The organism is Microbacterium gubbeenense DSM 15944, from assembly GCF_000422745.1.
Lineage (GTDB): Bacteria > Actinomycetota > Actinomycetes > Actinomycetales > Microbacteriaceae > Microbacterium > Microbacterium gubbeenense.
The window spans coordinates 138,165-154,490 of sequence record NZ_AUGQ01000006.1; the positions used below are offsets into that span (position 1 = coordinate 138,165).

Annotated in this window: 15 protein-coding genes; 11 read left to right on the plus strand and 4 right to left on the minus strand. The window is 68.4% G+C overall.

From position 1 onward, the window contains the following. Positions 1-3: 3 nt before the first annotated feature. From rapZ to G510_RS0105700, 8 genes are all read left to right on the plus strand, one after another. A complete protein-coding gene (gene rapZ, locus G510_RS0105665; RefSeq protein ID WP_029152845.1) occupies positions 4-882 on the plus strand; it encodes an RNase adapter RapZ in 879 nt (292 codons plus the stop codon). Between the two features lie 115 nt (positions 883-997). Then, on the plus strand, positions 998-1,978 hold the full coding sequence (gene whiA, locus G510_RS0105670) for a DNA-binding protein WhiA (protein WP_029152846.1): 981 nt from the start codon (positions 998-1,000) through the stop codon (positions 1,976-1,978). Between the two features lie 126 nt (positions 1,979-2,104). After that, a complete protein-coding gene (locus G510_RS0105675) occupies positions 2,105-2,731 on the plus strand; it encodes a superoxide dismutase (RefSeq protein ID WP_029152847.1) in 627 nt (208 codons plus the stop codon). 102 nt (positions 2,732-2,833) lie between these two features. Then, positions 2,834-3,838, plus strand: coding sequence for a type I glyceraldehyde-3-phosphate dehydrogenase (gap, locus tag G510_RS0105680; protein WP_029152848.1), 1,005 nt, complete (start codon positions 2,834-2,836; stop codon positions 3,836-3,838). A gap of 92 nt (positions 3,839-3,930) precedes the next feature. Then, the gene (locus G510_RS0105685; protein WP_029152849.1) at positions 3,931-5,148 is read left to right on the plus strand and encodes a phosphoglycerate kinase; all 1,218 of its coding nucleotides are present in this window, start codon (positions 3,931-3,933) and stop codon (positions 5,146-5,148) included. Then, entirely contained in the window at positions 5,139-5,927 is a 789-nt protein-coding gene (gene tpiA / locus G510_RS0105690; RefSeq protein ID WP_029152850.1) for a triose-phosphate isomerase, read from the plus strand. Before G510_RS0105685 ends, tpiA begins: the two co-directional genes overlap by 10 nt. Before the next feature lie 105 nt (positions 5,928-6,032). Next, a complete protein-coding gene (gene secG / locus G510_RS0105695) occupies positions 6,033-6,281 on the plus strand; it encodes a preprotein translocase subunit SecG (protein WP_029152851.1) in 249 nt (82 codons plus the stop codon). Next, positions 6,281-6,637: an RNA polymerase-binding protein RbpA gene (locus G510_RS0105700; RefSeq protein WP_029152852.1), complete on the plus strand. Its 357-nt coding sequence runs from the start codon at positions 6,281-6,283 to the stop codon at positions 6,635-6,637. Before secG ends, G510_RS0105700 begins: the two co-directional genes overlap by 1 nt. 59 nt (positions 6,638-6,696) lie before the next feature. Here the strand turns inward: G510_RS0105700 and G510_RS0105705 are convergent, their stop codons facing one another. The 4 genes from G510_RS0105705 to tkt form a co-directional block, all read right to left on the minus strand. After that, on the minus strand, positions 6,697-7,647 hold the full coding sequence (locus tag G510_RS0105705) for a glucose-6-phosphate dehydrogenase assembly protein OpcA (protein ID WP_029152853.1): 951 nt from the start codon (positions 7,645-7,647) through the stop codon (positions 6,697-6,699). After that, on the minus strand, positions 7,644-9,194 hold the full coding sequence (gene zwf / locus G510_RS0105710) for a glucose-6-phosphate dehydrogenase (RefSeq protein ID WP_029152854.1): 1,551 nt from the start codon (positions 9,192-9,194) through the stop codon (positions 7,644-7,646). The genes G510_RS0105705 and zwf overlap by 4 nt, the downstream gene beginning before the upstream one ends. 80 nt (positions 9,195-9,274) lie before the next feature. Continuing rightward, positions 9,275-10,381 (minus strand): transaldolase, encoded by a 1,107-nt coding sequence (tal, locus tag G510_RS0105715; RefSeq protein ID WP_029152855.1) that lies wholly within the window; start codon positions 10,379-10,381, stop codon positions 9,275-9,277. Then, on the minus strand, positions 10,378-12,459 hold the full coding sequence (tkt, locus tag G510_RS0105720; RefSeq protein ID WP_029152856.1) for a transketolase: 2,082 nt from the start codon (positions 12,457-12,459) through the stop codon (positions 10,378-10,380). Before tkt ends, tal begins: the two co-directional genes overlap by 4 nt. A 220-nt stretch (positions 12,460-12,679) precedes the next feature. On the opposite strand from tkt, the gene G510_RS0105725 reads away from it, so the two are divergent. The 3 genes from G510_RS0105725 to G510_RS17440 are packed head-to-tail and all read left to right on the plus strand — an operon-like array spanning position 12,680 to position 16,324. Then, a complete protein-coding gene (locus G510_RS0105725) occupies positions 12,680-13,651 on the plus strand; it encodes a heme o synthase (RefSeq protein WP_029152857.1) in 972 nt (323 codons plus the stop codon). Between the two features lie 37 nt (positions 13,652-13,688). Further along, the gene (locus tag G510_RS0105730) at positions 13,689-15,182 is read left to right on the plus strand and encodes an MFS transporter (RefSeq protein WP_281167426.1); all 1,494 of its coding nucleotides are present in this window, start codon (positions 13,689-13,691) and stop codon (positions 15,180-15,182) included. Further along, on the plus strand, positions 15,179-16,324 hold the full coding sequence (locus G510_RS17440; protein ID WP_157560437.1) for a hypothetical protein: 1,146 nt from the start codon (positions 15,179-15,181) through the stop codon (positions 16,322-16,324). Before G510_RS0105730 ends, G510_RS17440 begins: the two co-directional genes overlap by 4 nt. Positions 16,325-16,326 lie beyond the last annotated feature (2 nt).

Below are 16,326 nucleotides of genomic sequence, written 5' to 3' on the forward strand. Positions count from 1 at the left end.
GGGGTGAGCACGAACAGCGAGACCCGCGGCGAGGTTCTGGTTGTCACGGGCATGTCCGGTGCCGGCCGGTCGACGGCGGCGAACGCCCTCGAGGACCGCGGGTGGTACGTCGTCGATAATCTGCCGCCGCAGATGATGCGCCCCCTTCTCGAGCTGGCCGGCCGCGTCGACGGGCAGCTCCCGAGGGTCGCGGCCGTCGTCGACGTGCGCGGCGGCGAGCTGTTCGCCGACCTCGCGCAGATCGTGTGGCAGCTGCGCGAGGCGAACAACCTGCGCATCATCTTCCTCGACGCGAGCGACGAGCAGCTCGTGCGCCGCTTCGAGCAGGTGCGCCGCCCGCACCCGCTGCAGGGCGACGGCACGCTGCTCGACGGGATCCGCGAGGAGCGCCGGCAGGTGCAGGGGATCCGCGAGCGCAGCGACATCACGATCGACACGACTCACCTGAACGTCCATCAGCTCGCGAATCGCATCGCGGAGATGTTCGAGGGCGACGACACCCCGCGCCACCGCGTGACGATCATGAGCTTCGGCTTCAAATACGGTCTGCCCGCCGACGCCGACCTCGTCGCCGACATGAGGTTCCTGCCGAACCCGTTCTGGAACGACGACCTGCGCGCGCTCACGGGAGAGGACGCGCGGGTGCGGGAGTACGTGCTCGCACAGGAGGGCGCGACCGAGTTCCTCGACGCGTACATGGCCGCGATCCGGCCGATCCTCGCCGGCTACCAGCGCGAGAACAAATCGCACTCGACGATCGCGATCGGGTGCACGGGCGGTAAGCACCGATCGGTCGTGATGGTCCGCGAGCTCGGCGATCGGCTGCGCGGTGACCCGGGCATCCAGGTCAGCGTCAAGCACCGGGATCTCGGGCGGGAGTAAGACATTCATAACCCCGCACGCTGAGAGTTCGACCCCGGAATCGGGCTGCACCTCCAGGTAGGCTGGTGTCCCGCTCCCACTGGAGCCAACCAGCCCCTTGAGACCGAGGAGATCCGTGGCACTGACCAAGGATGTGAAGGCCGAGCTCATCGCCGTACGCGACCCGCGACCGAACGTCCGCGTCGCCGAGACGACCGCACTCTTGCGCTTTGCGGGCGGCCTGCACTCGATCGCCGGCCGCGTCGCGGTCGAAGCCGAGGTCGACGACCGCCGGCTCGCGATCCGCACGGCCCGCGACATCGCCGAGATCTATGGCGTTCGCCCCGAGCTCGCGCACATCCAGGCGTCCGGCGCGCGCGAGGGCGAGCGCTTCGCCGTGCGCGTCGTGAACGGCGGCGAGACCCTCGCCCGTCAGACCGGCCTGCTCGACAACCGCCGCCGCCCCGTGCGCGGCCTGCCGAACAAGCTCACGACCGGCAACCGCGACGACCTCGCGGCGATCTGGCGCGGCGCGTTCCTCGCCGCCGGCAGCGTCTCCGAGCCCGGTCGCTCCGCGTCGCTCGACATCGCCTGTCCCTCGGGAGAGGCAGGAATGGCGCTCGTCGGCGCCGCGCACCGCATCGGCATCCAGGCCAAGCAGCGCGAGGTGCGCGGCGTGCCGCGCGTCGTCGTGCGCGACGCCGAGGCGATCCGAGCCATGCTGCTCGCGATGGGCGCGGTCCAGGCCGCGTCGAGCTGGGACGAGATGCGCCAGCGCCGCGAGGTGCGAGCGGGCGTCAACCGTCTCGTGAACTTCGACGACGCGAACCTGCGCCGCTCGGCCCAGGCGGCCGTCGCGGCGTGCGCACGCGTGGAGCGCGCGCTCGAGATCCTCGGCGACGACGTGCCGGATCACCTGAAGCAGGCCGGCGATCTGCGCCTCGCGCACCGCGACGCGAGCCTCGACGAGCTCGGCCATCACGCCGATCCGCCGCTGACGAAGGATGCCGTGGCCGGCCGGATCCGCCGCCTGCTCGCGATGGCCGACAAGCGCGCGACCGCCGAGGGCCTCCCGGGCACGGAGTCTGCGGTTCCGACGCAGGAAACGGTCGCGTAGCGAGACGAGTCGCGTTACGCGATGACATGAGCGTGCGCCGCGGCCTCCGGGGTCAGTAGGATGGAATAGTCCTTTCGGATCGATGTCCTCGTGTCCGAGAACCCGGTATAAGAGAGAAGGCGTCTCATGGCCAAATACACTCTTCCCGAACTCAGCTACGACTACGGAGCGCTCGAGCCGCATATCAGCGGTCGCATCATGGAGCTGCACCACTCGAAGCACCACAACGCGTATGTGGGGGGTGCTAACACCGCTCTCGAGCAGCTCGCCGAGGCGCGTTCCACCGGAAACTTCGGTTCGATCAACAAGCTCGAGAAGGACCTCGCGTTCAACCTCGGCGGTCACACGAACCACTCCATCTTCTGGACGAACCTGACGCCCGAGGGCCAGGAGCGCCCCGAGGGCGAGATCGCTGCGGCGATCGAGGAGCACTTCGGCTCGTTCGACGGCTTCCAGGGCCAGTTCAACGCTGCCGCCCTCGGCATCCAGGGCTCCGGCTGGGCCGGCCTGTTCTGGGACTCCATCGGCCAGAACCTCATCGTGCAGCAGTTCTTCGACCAGCAGTCGCAGTTCGCTGCGGGCACGGTGCCGCTGCTGCTGCTCGACATGTGGGAGCACGCCTTCTACCTCGACTACCAGAACGTCAAGGGCGACTACGTCAAGGCATTCTGGAACATCGTGAACTGGGAGAACGTGGCACAGCGCTTCACCACGGCTCGCGAGAAGACCGCGGGCCTGCTGATCGCTAACTGATACGTCGCTGGGCCGGTGGAGTGCGGATCCGCCCGCCCGGCGCTTTTCCTGAACAAAACCATCAATCGCCTCGGCAGAGGCACACACCCTAGGAGACACAGAGTGTCCGCACGGATCGGTATTAACGGCTTCGGCCGCATTGGACGCAACTACATTCGCGCAGCTCTTGCGCAGAACGCCGGTTTCGAGGTCGTCGCGGTCAACGACCTCACCGACAACAAGAGCCTTGCCCAGTTGCTCAAGTTCGACTCTGTCGGCGGCCCGCTCGGTCGCGAGGTCACGTACGACGATGACTCGATCACCGTCGACGGCAAGCAGATCAAGGCATTCGCCGAGCGCGACCCCGCCAAGCTCCCCTGGGGTGAGCTCGGCGTTGACATCGTCATCGAGTCGACGGGGCGCTTCACGCACTCCGACCAGGCCAAGGCCCACCTCGAGGCCGGCGCGAAGAAGGTCATCATCTCGGCGCCCGCCAAGGGCGACGTCGCAACCTACGCGATGGGCATCAACGCCGATCAGTACGACCCGGCGACCGAGCACATCCTCTCGAACGCGTCGTGCACCACGAACGCTCTGGCCCCGCTCGCGAAGGTCTTCAACGACGCGTTCGGCATCGAGCGCGGTTTCATGATGACCGCGCACGCCTACACGGCCGACCAGAACCTGCAGGACGGCCCCCACAGCGACCTGCGCCGCGCGCGCGGCGCCGCGATCAACATCGTCCCGACCTCGACCGGCGCCGCCAAGGCGATCGGCCTCGTCATGCCCGAGCTGAACGGCAAGCTCGACGGCACGAGCTACCGCGTTCCGGTGCCCACCGGCTCGATCGTCGACCTCACCGTCGTCACCCGCGATGGCCTGACCGTCGACGAGATCAACGCGGCGTACAAGGTCGCCGCCGAGGGCCCCCTCAAGGGCGTTCTCGAGTACTCGGACGACCCGCTCGTCTCGAGCGACATCCAGCAGAACCCGCACTCGTCGATCTTCGACTCGGGCCTGACCAGCGTCAGCGGCAACCTCGCGAAGATCTCGTCCTGGTACGACAACGAGTGGGGCTACTCGAACCGCCTCGTCGACTTCTCGTCGCTCGTCGCGTCGAAGCTCTGAGCTTCGGCCTCGATAACCGCACATGATCGAACGCCCGTCCGCCCCGCATCACAGCGCCGGCGGGCGGGCGTTCGGCAAGAGATTGGCGATCAATGACTCTTCGAACCCTTGACTCCCTCGGCGACCTCGCCGGCCGCCGCGTCTTCGTCCGCTGCGACTTCAACGTGCCGCTCGACGGCGATGGGCGCATCACCGACGACGGCCGCGTGCGCGCCGCCCTCCCGACCCTGAAGGCCCTCGTCGCCGCCGGCGCGCAGGTCGTCGCGGCCTCGCACCTCGGCCGCCCGAAGGGATCCCCGGACCCGCAGTACTCGCTCGCACCCGTCGCCGCTCGCCTCGGCGAGCTGCTCGGCTCGCCCGTCGCGTTCGCGACCGACACCGTCGGATCCGCGGCGCAGGGCGTCGTCGACTCGCTCGAGAACGGCCAGGTCGCCGTGCTCGAGAACCTGCGCTTCAACGCGGGCGAGACGAGCAAGGACGACGCGGAGCGCCGCGCCTTCGCCGAGCAGCTCGCGGCGTTCGCCGATGTGATGGTCTCCGACGGCTTCGGCGTCGTACACCGCAAGCAGGCGAGCGTGTACGAGCTCGCAGAGCTCCTTCCCTCGGCCGCCGGCGAGCTCGTCGCGCACGAGGTCGGCGTGCTCGACAAGCTCCTCACCTCGCCCGAGCGCCCCTACACGGTCGTGCTCGGCGGATCGAAGGTCTCCGACAAGCTCGGCGTGATCGACAGCCTGCTGCCGCGCGTCGAGAAGCTGCTGATCGGCGGGGGAATGGCCTACACGTTCCTCGCCGCCGAAGGGCACGCGATCGGCAAGAGCCTCGTCGAGACTGACCAGATCGAGACGGCGAAGCGCTACATCGCTGAGGCCGCGGAGAAGGGTGTCGAGCTGCTCCTGCCGGTCGACAGCCTGATGGCCGAGTCGTTCTCGGCCGATGCCGGGTTCGACAATGCTGCGAGCGACGACCTCGAGGGCACGAGCTACGGATCGGACGCGCTCGGACTCGACATCGGACCCGCGACGGCGGAGCAGTTCGCCGCGGCGATCCGTTCGTCGAAGACGGTGTTCTGGAACGGCCCGATGGGCGTGTTCGAGTTCCCCGCATTCTCGGGCGGCACGAAGGTCGTCGCCGAGGCGCTGACCCAGACGGACGGCCTCACGGTCGTCGGGGGCGGTGACTCGGCGGCAGCCGCGCGCACGCTCGGATTCGCTGACGACCAGTTCGGCCACGTGTCGACCGGCGGCGGCGCCAGCCTCGAATTCCTCGAGGGCAAGAAGCTTCCCGGACTGGAGGTCCTCGGATGGGCATGACACGTACCCCGCTGATTGCGGGCAACTGGAAGATGAATCTCGACCACCTGCAGGCGGTCGCCCTCGTGCAGAAGCTGCACTGGAGCCTCAAGGACGCTTCGCACGAGTTCGACGACGTCGACGTGACGGTGTTCCCGCCGTTCACCGACCTGCGCAGCGTGCAGACGCTGATCGACGCCGACAAGATCCCGTTCGGCATCGGTGCGCAGGATCTCTCGGAGCACGACTCCGGCGCGTACACGGGCGAGATCTCGGGCGAGTTCCTCGCCAAGCTCAACATCGGATCGGTCATCATCGGCCACTCCGAGCGCCGCGAGTACCACGCCGAGGACGACCGGGTCGTCGCGGCCAAGACGCAGGCGGCCCTGAAGCACGGGCTCGTGCCTGTCATCTGCGTCGGCGAGACGAGCGAAGACCTCGAGAAGTTCGGCGCGAGCGCTGTGCCGGTCGGCCAGCTCGAGACGGCGCTCGAGAACGTGAATGCCGACGCCGAGATCGTCGTCGCCTACGAGCCCGTCTGGGCGATCGGATCCGGTCAGGCGGCGACGCCCGAGCAGGCGCAGGACGTGTGCCAGAAGCTCCGCGACGTCATCCGCGCGAAGCTCGGCAACGCCGCGGCCGACGCGACGCGCGTGCTGTACGGCGGTTCCGTGAAGTCGAGCAACATCGCATCCTTCATGCGTGAGCCCGATATCGACGGCGCACTCGTCGGAGGCGGCAGCCTCAAGGTCGACGAGTTCAGCGCGATCGTGCGCTTCGGCAAGCACGTCGGAGTCTGATCGCTTCGCACGGCTCGCGGGGCGGATGCGCCGCGAGCCGTGCGGCATCGTATACTTGAGGTTTGTGCGGCCTGACCGGGTCGCACGACGGAAAGGGCACATCGCGTGCAGATTCTCGAGATCATCCTGCAGGTCCTGCTCGGGCTGACGAGCCTCCTCCTGACGCTCTTCATCCTGATGCACAAGGGCCGCGGCGGCGGACTGTCCGACATGTTCGGCGGCGGCATGTCGCAGGCGGCGAGCTCTTCTGGCTCCGCCGAGCGCATGCTCAACTACCTCACGATCAGCCTCGCGCTCGTGTGGTTCCTCTCGATCGTGGGACTCGGTCTCATCACCAAGTTCCAGGTGCTGTAATGGCGCGCGGGAACGCGAGCGCGATCCGCGGAACGCGCATCGGATCCGGCCCCATGGGCGAGCAGGATCACGGGCACCACGCCGAGCGCATCGAGATCACCTATTGGGACGCGTACGGAAACTCCGTCGAGCGCTCGTACTCGGCCGACGTGCCGGACGACGAGATCCCCGAGATCGTGGATCACCCGAAGTCGGGCCTGCCCGCCGGCCGCGACAAGGACAACCCGCCGGCTCCCAATAAGCTCGAGCCGTACAAGACGCACCTCGCCTACGTGAAGGAGCGCCGCAGCGACGAAGAGGGAGCCGAGCTCCTCGAAGACGCGCTGCAGAAGCTCCGCGAGAAGCGCGGACAGTAACAGCAGATACGCCTGCGGCCCCATTCTATGGATGGGGCCGCAGGCGTTTTCGCGCGAGCCTACTCGGAGTGCTCCTCCGCGCCGATCGGGCGCGACAGGGCGTTCCAGCCCTCGGTGATGACGCGGCCGTAGAGGCGGTCCTCGTCGAGCCGGCGCAGTTCCTCCGCGATGCACTCGCGGAGCGAGCGCCGGGGGAGGAGGAGATCGTGATCGGGCTGGCCGGGCTGCGTGAGCACGGCGTGCGACTCGGTGCGGCGCTCGAGCAGGATGTCCCCCGATGCGCGGGTGAGGCGCACCGAACGGATCCCGTGCCCCCAGTCAGCAGACTGCTCGAACTGCCACGACACGGGCGCCTCGAGGGCGAGCCCGAGCCACGCGGCGAGCAGCGCGGTCGAGGGAGAGGACGCCGCACCGTGCACCTGAATCTCGGTGACCGGCTCGTACGGCGGCTGATCGAGCACCGCCGCGAGGTGCTCGCGCCAGCGCGTCAGTCGCGTCCACGCGAGGTCGGTGTCACCCGGCCGGTACGTGTCGTCGAGCTTCTGCAGGCCGCTTCGCGCATTGTCCGCGCGCGAGGAGTCGGTGATCCGCCGCTGAGCGATGCGGCCGAGCGGGCTGAGTGCGGGTGCCTCGGGTGCGCTGTCCGGCCACCACACCACGACGGGTGCGTCCGGAAGGAGCAGACCCGTGACGAGCGACTCGGCGTTGCCCGCCGCCTCGCCGTGCGCGCGCAGGATGATGACTTCGCTCGCCCCGGCGTCCCCACCGACGCGGATCTGCGCGTCGAGTCGGGAGGCATCATCGGGGTGCGTTACGAGGACGATCACGCGCATCGGGTGCTCGCGCGAGGCATCGTTCGCGGCCTCGATGGCCTGTTCGTTCGTGCGGCGGTCGCTCTTGATGATGAGCGTCAGCACGCGTCCGAGAGCGACGGCGCCGCCCTCCTCGCGCACCGCGACGAGTTCCTTTGCGATCGTTGCGACGGTTGTCTCGTGCAGATCGATGATCACGGGCGCCTCCAGACGCGGCCATCCTGTTCGAGCAGGGCTTGGGCAGATGCCGGCCCCCACGATCCGGGTTCGTACTGTTCGACGGGCTCGTCGGTGGATGCCCAGTACTCTTCGATCGGATCGAGGATGCGCCAGGACAGCTCGACCTCCTCGTGCCGGGGGAAGAGCGGCGGATCGCCGAGGAGCACGTCGAGGATCAGGCGCTCGTACGCCTCGGGGCTCGCCTCGGTGAACGCGTGGCCGTAGCCGAAATCCATCGTGACGTCGCGCACGTGCGTGCCGTTGCCGGGAACCTTCGATCCGAACTTCGTCGTGACGCCCTCGTCCGGCTGCACGCGGATCACGAGCGCGTTCTGCGACAGATCCGATGACTGCCCGCGCGAGAAGAGGTGCTCGGGAGCCTTCTTGAACACGATGGCGATCTCGGTGACGCGGCGCCCGAGGCGCTTTCCGGTGCGCAGGTAGAACGGCACGCCCGACCAGCGGCGCGTGTTGATCTCCAGCTTGATCGCCGCATAGGTCTCGGTGACCGACTGGGGGTTCATGCCGTCCTCGTCGAGGAACCCGAGAACCTTCTCGCCCCCCTGCCAACCGCCCGCGTACTGGCCGCGCGCCGTCGCCTTCGAGAGATCCTCGGGCAGCGAAACGGCCTCGAGCACCTTCTCCTTCTCGGCGCGCAGGTGCTCGGCCGAGAGGCTGATGGGCTCTTCCATCGCGGTCAGCGCGAGCAGCTGCAGCAGGTGATTCTGGATCACGTCGCGCGCGGCGCCGACGCCGTCGTAGTAACCGGCGCGGCCGCCGACGCCGATGTCCTCGGCCATCGTGATCTGCACGTGGTCGATGTGATTGCGGTTCCAGATCGGCTCGTACATCTCGTTGGCGAAGCGCAGCGACAGGATGTTCTGCACTGTCTCCTTGCCGAGGTAGTGGTCGATGCGGAAGATCGAGTCGGACGGGAACGCGGCCTCGAGCGAGTCGTTCAGCTCGCGAGCCGACTCGAGGTCGTGGCCGAACGGCTTCTCGATGACCACGCGGCGCCAGGTGTCGCCAGCGGTCGAGTCCTCGGAGACGAGGCCCGATTTCAGCAGCTGCTGGGCGACGACGTCGAACGCCTTCGGCGGGATCGACAGGTAGAACGCGTGGTTGCCCATGGTGCCGCGCTCGCGGTCGAGCTCATCGACGGTCTCGCGCAGGCGCGAGTACGCTTCCTCGTCGTCGAAGGTGCCCTGCACGAAGCGGATGCCGCGCGCGAGCTGCTGCCACGTCTCCTCGCGGAACTCGGTGCGGGCGTGCTTCTTCACGGCATCGTGCACGACGGCGGCGAAGTCCTGGTTCTCCCACTCGCGGCGGGCGAACCCGACGAGCGCGAAGCCCGGAGGCAGGAGGCCGCGATTGGCGAGGTCGTACACTGCGGGCAGAAGCTTCTTGCGGGCGAGGTCGCCCGTGACGCCGAAGATGACGAGCGCGCTCGGACCGGCGATGCGGTTGAGGCGACGATCATCGGCGTCGCGGAGCGGATTGACCCCGCGGAGGATGGGAGCAGGCATGGATTCCTTCTGGTCGCGGTCGGTCGCGAGAGCGCAAGGCCGGGCCCTCGCACACGGCGAGAGGCCCGGCCGAAGAGCTCCTAGCGGGCCGACTCCAGTGCATCGGCGACGGTCTTCTGCAGGTCGTGCCACGAGGCGATGAACTTCTCCACGCCCTCGTCCTCGAGCTTCTGCGTCACGTCGGCGAAGTCGACGCCGACGCCGGCGAGACGGTCGATCACGCTGTGCGCGTCGGCGTAGTTCGGGGTGACCTCGTCGCCCGTGATCTCGGCGTGGTCATGCGTCGCCTCGAGAGTCTTCTCGGGCATCGTGTTGACCGTGCCCGGCGCGGTGAGCTTCGTCACGTAGAGGGTGTCGGGAAGCGAAGGATCCTTCACGCCCGTCGACGCCCAGAGCGGGCGCTGAACGTTGGCGCCCGCGGCGACGAGGTCGCTCGCGCGCGACTCGGCGAAGCGCTTCTCGAACAGCTCGTACGCGAGACGCGCGTTCGCGACGCCCGCGAGCGACTTCAGCGCGGTCGCCTCGTCGGTGCCGATCGCCGCAAGGCGAGAATCGACCTCGGAGTCGACGCGCGAGACGAAGAACGACGCCACCGAGTGAATCTTCGTGAGGTCGTGACCGGCCTCGCGGGCCTGCTCGAGCCCCGCGAGGTAGGCGTCGATGACCTCTTCGTAGCGCTCGAGCGAGAAGATCAGCGTGACGTTGACGCTGATGCCCGCCGCGATCGTCTCCGTGATCGCCGGAAGACCGGCCTTCGTCGCGGGGATCTTGATGAGCACGTTCTCGCGGTCGACGCGGGCGTGCAGGTCCTTCGCCTGGGCGACGGTGCCGACGGTGTCGTTCGCGAGGTCGGGGGAGACCTCGATCGAGACGCGGCCGTCGACGCCGTCCGTGGCGTCGTAGACCGGGCGGAAGATGTCGCAGGCGTCACGCACATCGGTCGAGGTGATCGCGATGATCGCCTCGTCCGTCGTCACGCGCTTCGCGGCGAGGCCGGAGACAGCCTCGGAGTACGACTCGCCGTTCGAGAGCGCGCCCGCGAAGATCGTCGGGTTGGTCGTGACGCCGCTGACGCTGCGCGTCGAGATGAGCTCGGCGAGGTTGCCGGTCGTGATGCGGTTTCGCGAAAGGTCGTCGAGCCAGATGCTCACGCCTGCGGCGGCGAGCTTTTCGGTGGGGGCAGTCATGCGTTCTCCTTGAGGGTCTCGCGGGCGGCTTCGACGACCGCGTCGGTCGTGATGCCGAACTTCTGGAAGAGGGTCTTGTAATCGGCGGACGCGCCGAAGTGCTCGATCGAGACGGAACGGCCGCGGTCGCCGACGATGTCGCGCCACGTCAGGCCGATGCCGGCCTCGACCGAGACGCGGGCCGTCACGCCCGCGGGCAGCACGCTCTCGCGGTACTCGGCGCTCTGCTCGGCGAACCACTCGAGCGACGGCGCCGACACCACGCGGGCGCCCACGCCCTCGGCGGCGAGGATCGCGCGCGCCTCGACGGCGAGCTGCACTTCGGATCCCGTGCCGATGAGGATGACGTCGGGCGCACCGTTCGGCGCGTCCTGCAGGACGTACGCGCCCTTGGCCGTGAGGTCGGCCGATGCGAACTCGTCGCCCGAGCGATCGAACGTCGGAACGCCCTGGCGCGTCAGCGCGAGGCCGACCGGTCCGCCGTGGCGGCGCAGCGTCTCGAGCCATGCGACCGCGGTCTCGTTGGCGTCGGCCGGGCGCACGACCGCGAGGTTCGGGATCGCGCGGAGCGCCGCGAGGTGCTCGATGGGCTGGTGCGTCGGGCCGTCCTCGCCGAGCGCGACGGAGTCGTGCGTCCAGACGAAGATGCTCGGGATGTTCATCAGCGCCGCGAGGCGGACCGCAGGGCGCATGTAGTCGGCGAACTGCAGGAACGTGCCGCCATAGGAGCGCGTCTTGCCGTGCAGCGTGATGCCGTTGAGGATCGCCGCCATCGCGTGCTCGCGGATGCCGAAGTGCAGCACGCGTCCGTACGGCGTGCCGGTGAACATGCCCGTCGTGTGCTCGGGCACGTTGAACGAGTCGGCGCCGGCGATCGTGGTGTTGTTGCTGCCAGCGAGGTCGGCGGATCCGCCCCACAGCTCGGGCAGCTCGGCCGCCAGCGCGTTGAGCACCTTGCCGCTCGCCGCGCGCGTGGCGATGCCGGATCCGGCGTCGAACGCGGGGAGCGCCTTCTCGATGCCCTCGGGCAGTTCGCCTGCCTCGAGGCGATCGAAGAGCGCCTTCTTCTCGGGGTTGTTCTCGGCCCACGCGTCGAACTTCTGCTGCCAGGCGGCGCGCGTCTCCGCGGCGCGGGAAGCGAGTCCGCGGGTGTGCGAGATCACGTCGCTCGCGACATCGAAGGTCTTCTCGGGATCGAAGCCGAGAGCCTTCTTCGTGGCGGCCAGCTCGTCGGCGCCGAGCGCCGAGCCGTGGATCGCGCCCGTGTTCTGCTTGCCGGGCGCGGGCCAGCCGATGATCGTCTTGAGGATGATCAGGGTCGGCTTGTGCGTTTCGGCCTTCGCCTTCTCGATCGAGTCGAAGAGCTCCTGCACGTCCTCGACGTACTCGCCGTTCTTCTTCCAGTCGACCTCGAGCACCTGCCAGCCGTACGACTCGTAGCGACCCTTGACGTCCTCCGTGAAGGAGACGTCGGTGTCGTCCTCGATGGAGATCTGGTTCGAGTCGTAGATCGCGATGAGGTTGCCGAGCTGCTGATGGCCGGCGAGCGAGGAGGCCTCGCTCGTGACGCCCTCCTGGAGGTCGCCGTCGCCGGCGATCGCGTACACGTAGTGGTCGAACGGGCTCTCGCCGGCGGCCGTCTCCGGGTCGAACAGGCCGCGCTCGTAGCGGGCGGCGTAGGCGAAGCCGACGGCCGAGGCGAGGCCCTGGCCGAGCGGACCGGTCGTGATCTCGACGCCGTCCGTCTCGCCGAACTCGGGGTGGCCGGGGGTCTTCGAACCCCACGTGCGCAGCGCCTCGAGGTCGTCGAGTTCGAGGCCGAAGCCGCCGAGGTAGAGCTGCACGTACTGCGTGAGCGACGAGTGTCCGACAGACAGGATGAAGCGGTCGCGTCCGACCCAGTGCGTGTCCGCAGGATCGTGGTTCAGCACGCGCTGGTAGAGCAGATAAGCCGCCGGGGCGAGGCTCATCGCCGTGCCTGGGTGGCCGTTGCCCACCTTCTCGACAGCATCTGCCGCCAGTACGCGTGCCGTGTCAACAGCTCGTCGATCGATTTCGTCCCAACGCAGTTCCGCCACGGGGACCGCCCTTTCGTCACTGGGTGATGCGCCTGGCCGGTGGGCCCCGACCGCGCGCGGGCGTGTGCCCGTGGCGGCCTCGACGCGCGTTTCCACCTCTAGCTTAGTGAAAGCTGAAGGCCCTCGCGTCACTGGATGTCGATCGGGTCGGCGAGTTCTCACTTCTACATGGCATAGAATGAACTCGGTTCTGAGGCAGAGAGATCAGGAGGGCCGCGCGTTGTCGACGACTTCTCGTCCTGAGCATGCGCCGCATGAGGCGAAGCTCGACGCACGACCCTCGAAGGGCCGCGGCTTCAAGCGCACGATCGCCGCCTACGTCGCTCTCACCAAGCCCCGCGTGATGGAGCTTCTGCTCGTCTCGACAGTGCCCGTCATGTTCCTCGCAGCGGGCGGGGTGCCCAACCTGTGGCTGGTCGCCGTGACCGTCATCGGCGGGGCCATGAGTGCGGGCTCGGCGGCGTCGTTCAACATGTACCTCGATCGCGACATCGACAAGGTGATGAAGCGCACGAAGAACCGTCCCCTCGTGACGGGCGAGGTCTCGCCCCGCGAGGTGCTCGTGTTCTCGTGGGTCCTCGCGGTCGTGCAGGCCGTGTGGCTGTACGCCTTCACGAACCTGCTGACAGTCTTCCTGTCGACCTTCGCGATCTTCTTCTACGTCGTGATCTACACGATCCTGCTCAAGCGCCACACCGAGCAGAACATCGTGTGGGGCGGCATCGCGGGATGCTTCCCCGTGCTGATCGGGTGGACGGCGGTGACGAACTCGCTCGCCGTCGCGCCGTTCGTGCTGTTCGTGCTCATCTTCCTGTGGACGCCGCCGCACTACTGGCCGCTCTCGATGAAGTACGCGGGCGACTACGACGCCACCGACGTGCCGATGCTCGGCGCCACGCGCTCCGGCGCGCAGGTCGGGCTGCAGGTCGTTCTGTACGCCTGGGCGACCGTCGCGTGTTCGCTGCTCCTGATCCCGATCGCCGAGATGGGCATCGTGTACACGGCGTCCTCGCTGGTGTTCGGCGGATGGTTCATCTACGAATCGCACCGCATGTATTCGATGTCGGTGCGGGCCAAGGCGGGCACCGAGCAGGGATCCGAGGCGCGGCCGATGCGCGTGTTCCACGCATCGATCACCTACCTGACGCTCGTCTTCGTCGCGGTGGCCGTCGACCCGCTGTTGCCCTTCTGACGCCCGCTCTCAGTCATAAGGCCGGTAGCCTGATCCGGTGAGCAACAATGACGATCAGGCGCCCCCGACCCGCTCGATCGCTCTCGATCACGCCGGTCGCTGGAAGGCCTTCTGGACGAGCGTGACCGTGGCGGCGCTCACGATCATGGACATATCCAAGGTCAACGTCGGGCTCGCGTCGATTGAAGAGGCGCTCGGAGGCGGATCCACGGAGCTGCAGCTCGTCGTGTCGGGCTACATCCTCGCGTTCGGGCTCTCGCTCGTGCCGTTCGGCCGCATCGGGGATCAGCGCTCGCGTCGCACGCTCATGCTCGTCGGGCTGATCGGATTCGTCCTGTCGAGCGCCCTGTGCGCCCTCGCGCCGAACGTGTGGGTGCTCGTGATCGGACGTTTCCTGCAGGGCATCGCGGCGGGCGTCCAGATGCCGCAGGTGATGGGCACGATCCAGCAGGTCTTCACGGGCGCGGAGCGCGGTACGGCGTTCGGCCTGTTCGGCGCGATCGTCGGGCTGTCGACCGCGTTCGGCCCGACGATCGGCGGCCTCCTGATCGCGCTCGGAGGGGCCGAGAACGGCTGGCGCTTGATCTTCTGGATGAACGTGCCGCTCGGCATCATCGTGATCTTCGTGCTGTGGAAGGTACTGCCGGAGGTGCGGCGTCCGGACCCGGCCCGATTCTCTCTCGATCCGGTCGGGCTCGGGCTGTTCGCCGTCGTCGTCGTGACGCTCATGATCCCCTTCCTTCTGACGACCGGATCCCCGGGCGATTCGCCCCTGCGCTGGTGGCTGCTGGTGCCGTGCGCGGCGTTCGCGGCGCTGTTCGTGCTCTGGGAGCGCCGCTACGAGCGCCGCGGCGGATCCCCTCTCGTGCCGCTCGGGCTGTTCCGCGTCGCGTCGTGGCGCAACGGCACGATCCTGCAGTCGCTGTACTTCGCGGCGATGCCGTGCGTGTTCCTGCTCACCGCGCTCTACCTGCAGCAGGGTCTCGGCATGTCGGCGATCGTCGCCGGCGTCGTGACGATCGGATTCGCGCTTTTGAGCGCCTATGCGTCGTGGCAGAGCGGGCGGCTCGTCGCCCGGTTCGGCCGGTCGCTCGTCATCTTCGGGATCGTGATCGTGCTGATCTCGGCCCTCGCCCTGATCGCCACCGCGCACTACGCGACCGACGAGGCCACGCCTTGGATCATGGCGGGGATCATGGCCGTCGGCGGCATCGGGGGCGGCTGCGTCATCTCGCCGAACCAGACCCTGACCCTTGCGGAGATCCCGCCGTCGGAGGGCGGCCTCGCCGGATCCGTCGGGCAGCTCGGCCAGCGCGTCGGCAATGCGATCGGCGTCGCGATCGCGCTGAGCCTGTTCTATGCGACGATCTATCGCGAGGAGGGAACCGTGCCGCACACGACCGTGTTCAACGACGCCTATGCGATGGGCCTGCTCACCGTGATCGGCTTCCTCGCGGCGTCGCTCGCGGTCGCGCTCCTCGACCTCGGGTCGCGGCGCCGCGACGCCGGACGGACGGCGCGGGCATCATGACGCCTGGAACGCGACGTCGATGGATCCCGTGGGTGATCGTCGCCGGGGTGCTCGTCGTCGCGCTGATCGCGGCGCTCCTCTTCGTGCCGCCGTTCCTCGAGCGCCGCTCGGCGGAGGATCGCTACGCCGCGGCCGTCGAGGAGCGCAACGCGGCCGCGTCGGACTACGACGACCAGCGCACCCTGGCGGACGACGGCAGAGCGGTCGCCGGCGAGGCGCTCGAGGTCGCCGACGCGGTCGCGACCGACGAGGCCGAACCGTACCTGGATCCGGACGGCTTCGATGCCGTGCGCGAGATCGCGGACGAGCTCCGCTCCGCGCCCGCTCCGGATCCCCAAGGCGCCGGCACGATCGAACCCGAGACGTACGACACGGTCGAGGCGTACACGACCGCCGCGGAGGCGCTCGAGGACGAGGCCGCCGCGCTCCGCGAGGATGCCGACGCCCTCGCCGAGGCCGCGACGCTCTTCGACGAGAAGGCGCCGCAGCTCGACACGGCGGTCGCGGAGCTGCGCGCCGAGATCCCGGATCGGGCTGACCAGATCGAGAAGGACAACATCTCCTCCGAGGCGCGCGTGCGCATCGACCTGCAGTACGCGGCCGATTTCGCCGCCACGAGCGAGGATCACGTGACCTACTACATCGGCGAGTACGCCGCGGCCGCCGCGGCGGTCGAGGATTCGCAGGCGTCCGAGATCGCCGAGAAGGATCAGGGCGACGGGCACTCGGACACCCGCCTCGAGGTCGAGGAGTTCGTCCGGTCGATCGTCGGCGACGCACGTGTCGACTTCGATTGGGCGCCGATCGTGAACGGGCTGGGCGAGGGCGTCTCCGCGGGCGGATACGTCGAGTGGCACTACCTCGACGGCGGGTACGCCACGATGGAGCTGTCGAACAGCGTCGCCGCGTACTGGCCCGACCCGCGCTTCGAGGGCCTCGTGGCACACGAGGCCGGCCACGTGATCACCTCGCAGTGCCAGGATCTCCTGAACGACACGTTCGAGGGCGACGCCGAGCTCATGGCCACATCGTGGGCGATCGGCATGGGGTTCGACAACCCCTGGGGCAACGGCGTCGACTTCTACCTCGACGGCGTGCCGCCGGAGCAGGAGCTCATCGACGCCACGAAGAGCTGCCGCTAGGT

What these genes read in the sequence shown, in the direction of transcription:
- G510_RS17440 (WP_157560437.1), top strand. Translation starts at nt 15,179, where the DNA reads ATGACGCCTGGAACGCGACGTCGATGGATCCCGTGGGTGATCGTCGCC.
- zwf (WP_029152854.1), bottom strand. Translation starts at nt 9,194, where the DNA reads ATGCCTGCTCCCATCCTCCGCGGGGTCAATCCGCTCCGCGACGCCGAT.
- tpiA (WP_029152850.1), top strand. Translation starts at nt 5,139, where the DNA reads ATGGGCATGACACGTACCCCGCTGATTGCGGGCAACTGGAAGATGAAT.
- G510_RS0105675 (WP_029152847.1), top strand. Translation starts at nt 2,105, where the DNA reads ATGGCCAAATACACTCTTCCCGAACTCAGCTACGACTACGGAGCGCTC.
- tal (WP_029152855.1), bottom strand. Translation starts at nt 10,381, where the DNA reads ATGACTGCCCCCACCGAAAAGCTCGCCGCCGCAGGCGTGAGCATCTGG.
- G510_RS0105685 (WP_029152849.1), top strand. Translation starts at nt 3,931, where the DNA reads ATGACTCTTCGAACCCTTGACTCCCTCGGCGACCTCGCCGGCCGCCGC.
- G510_RS0105700 (WP_029152852.1), top strand. Translation starts at nt 6,281, where the DNA reads ATGGCGCGCGGGAACGCGAGCGCGATCCGCGGAACGCGCATCGGATCC.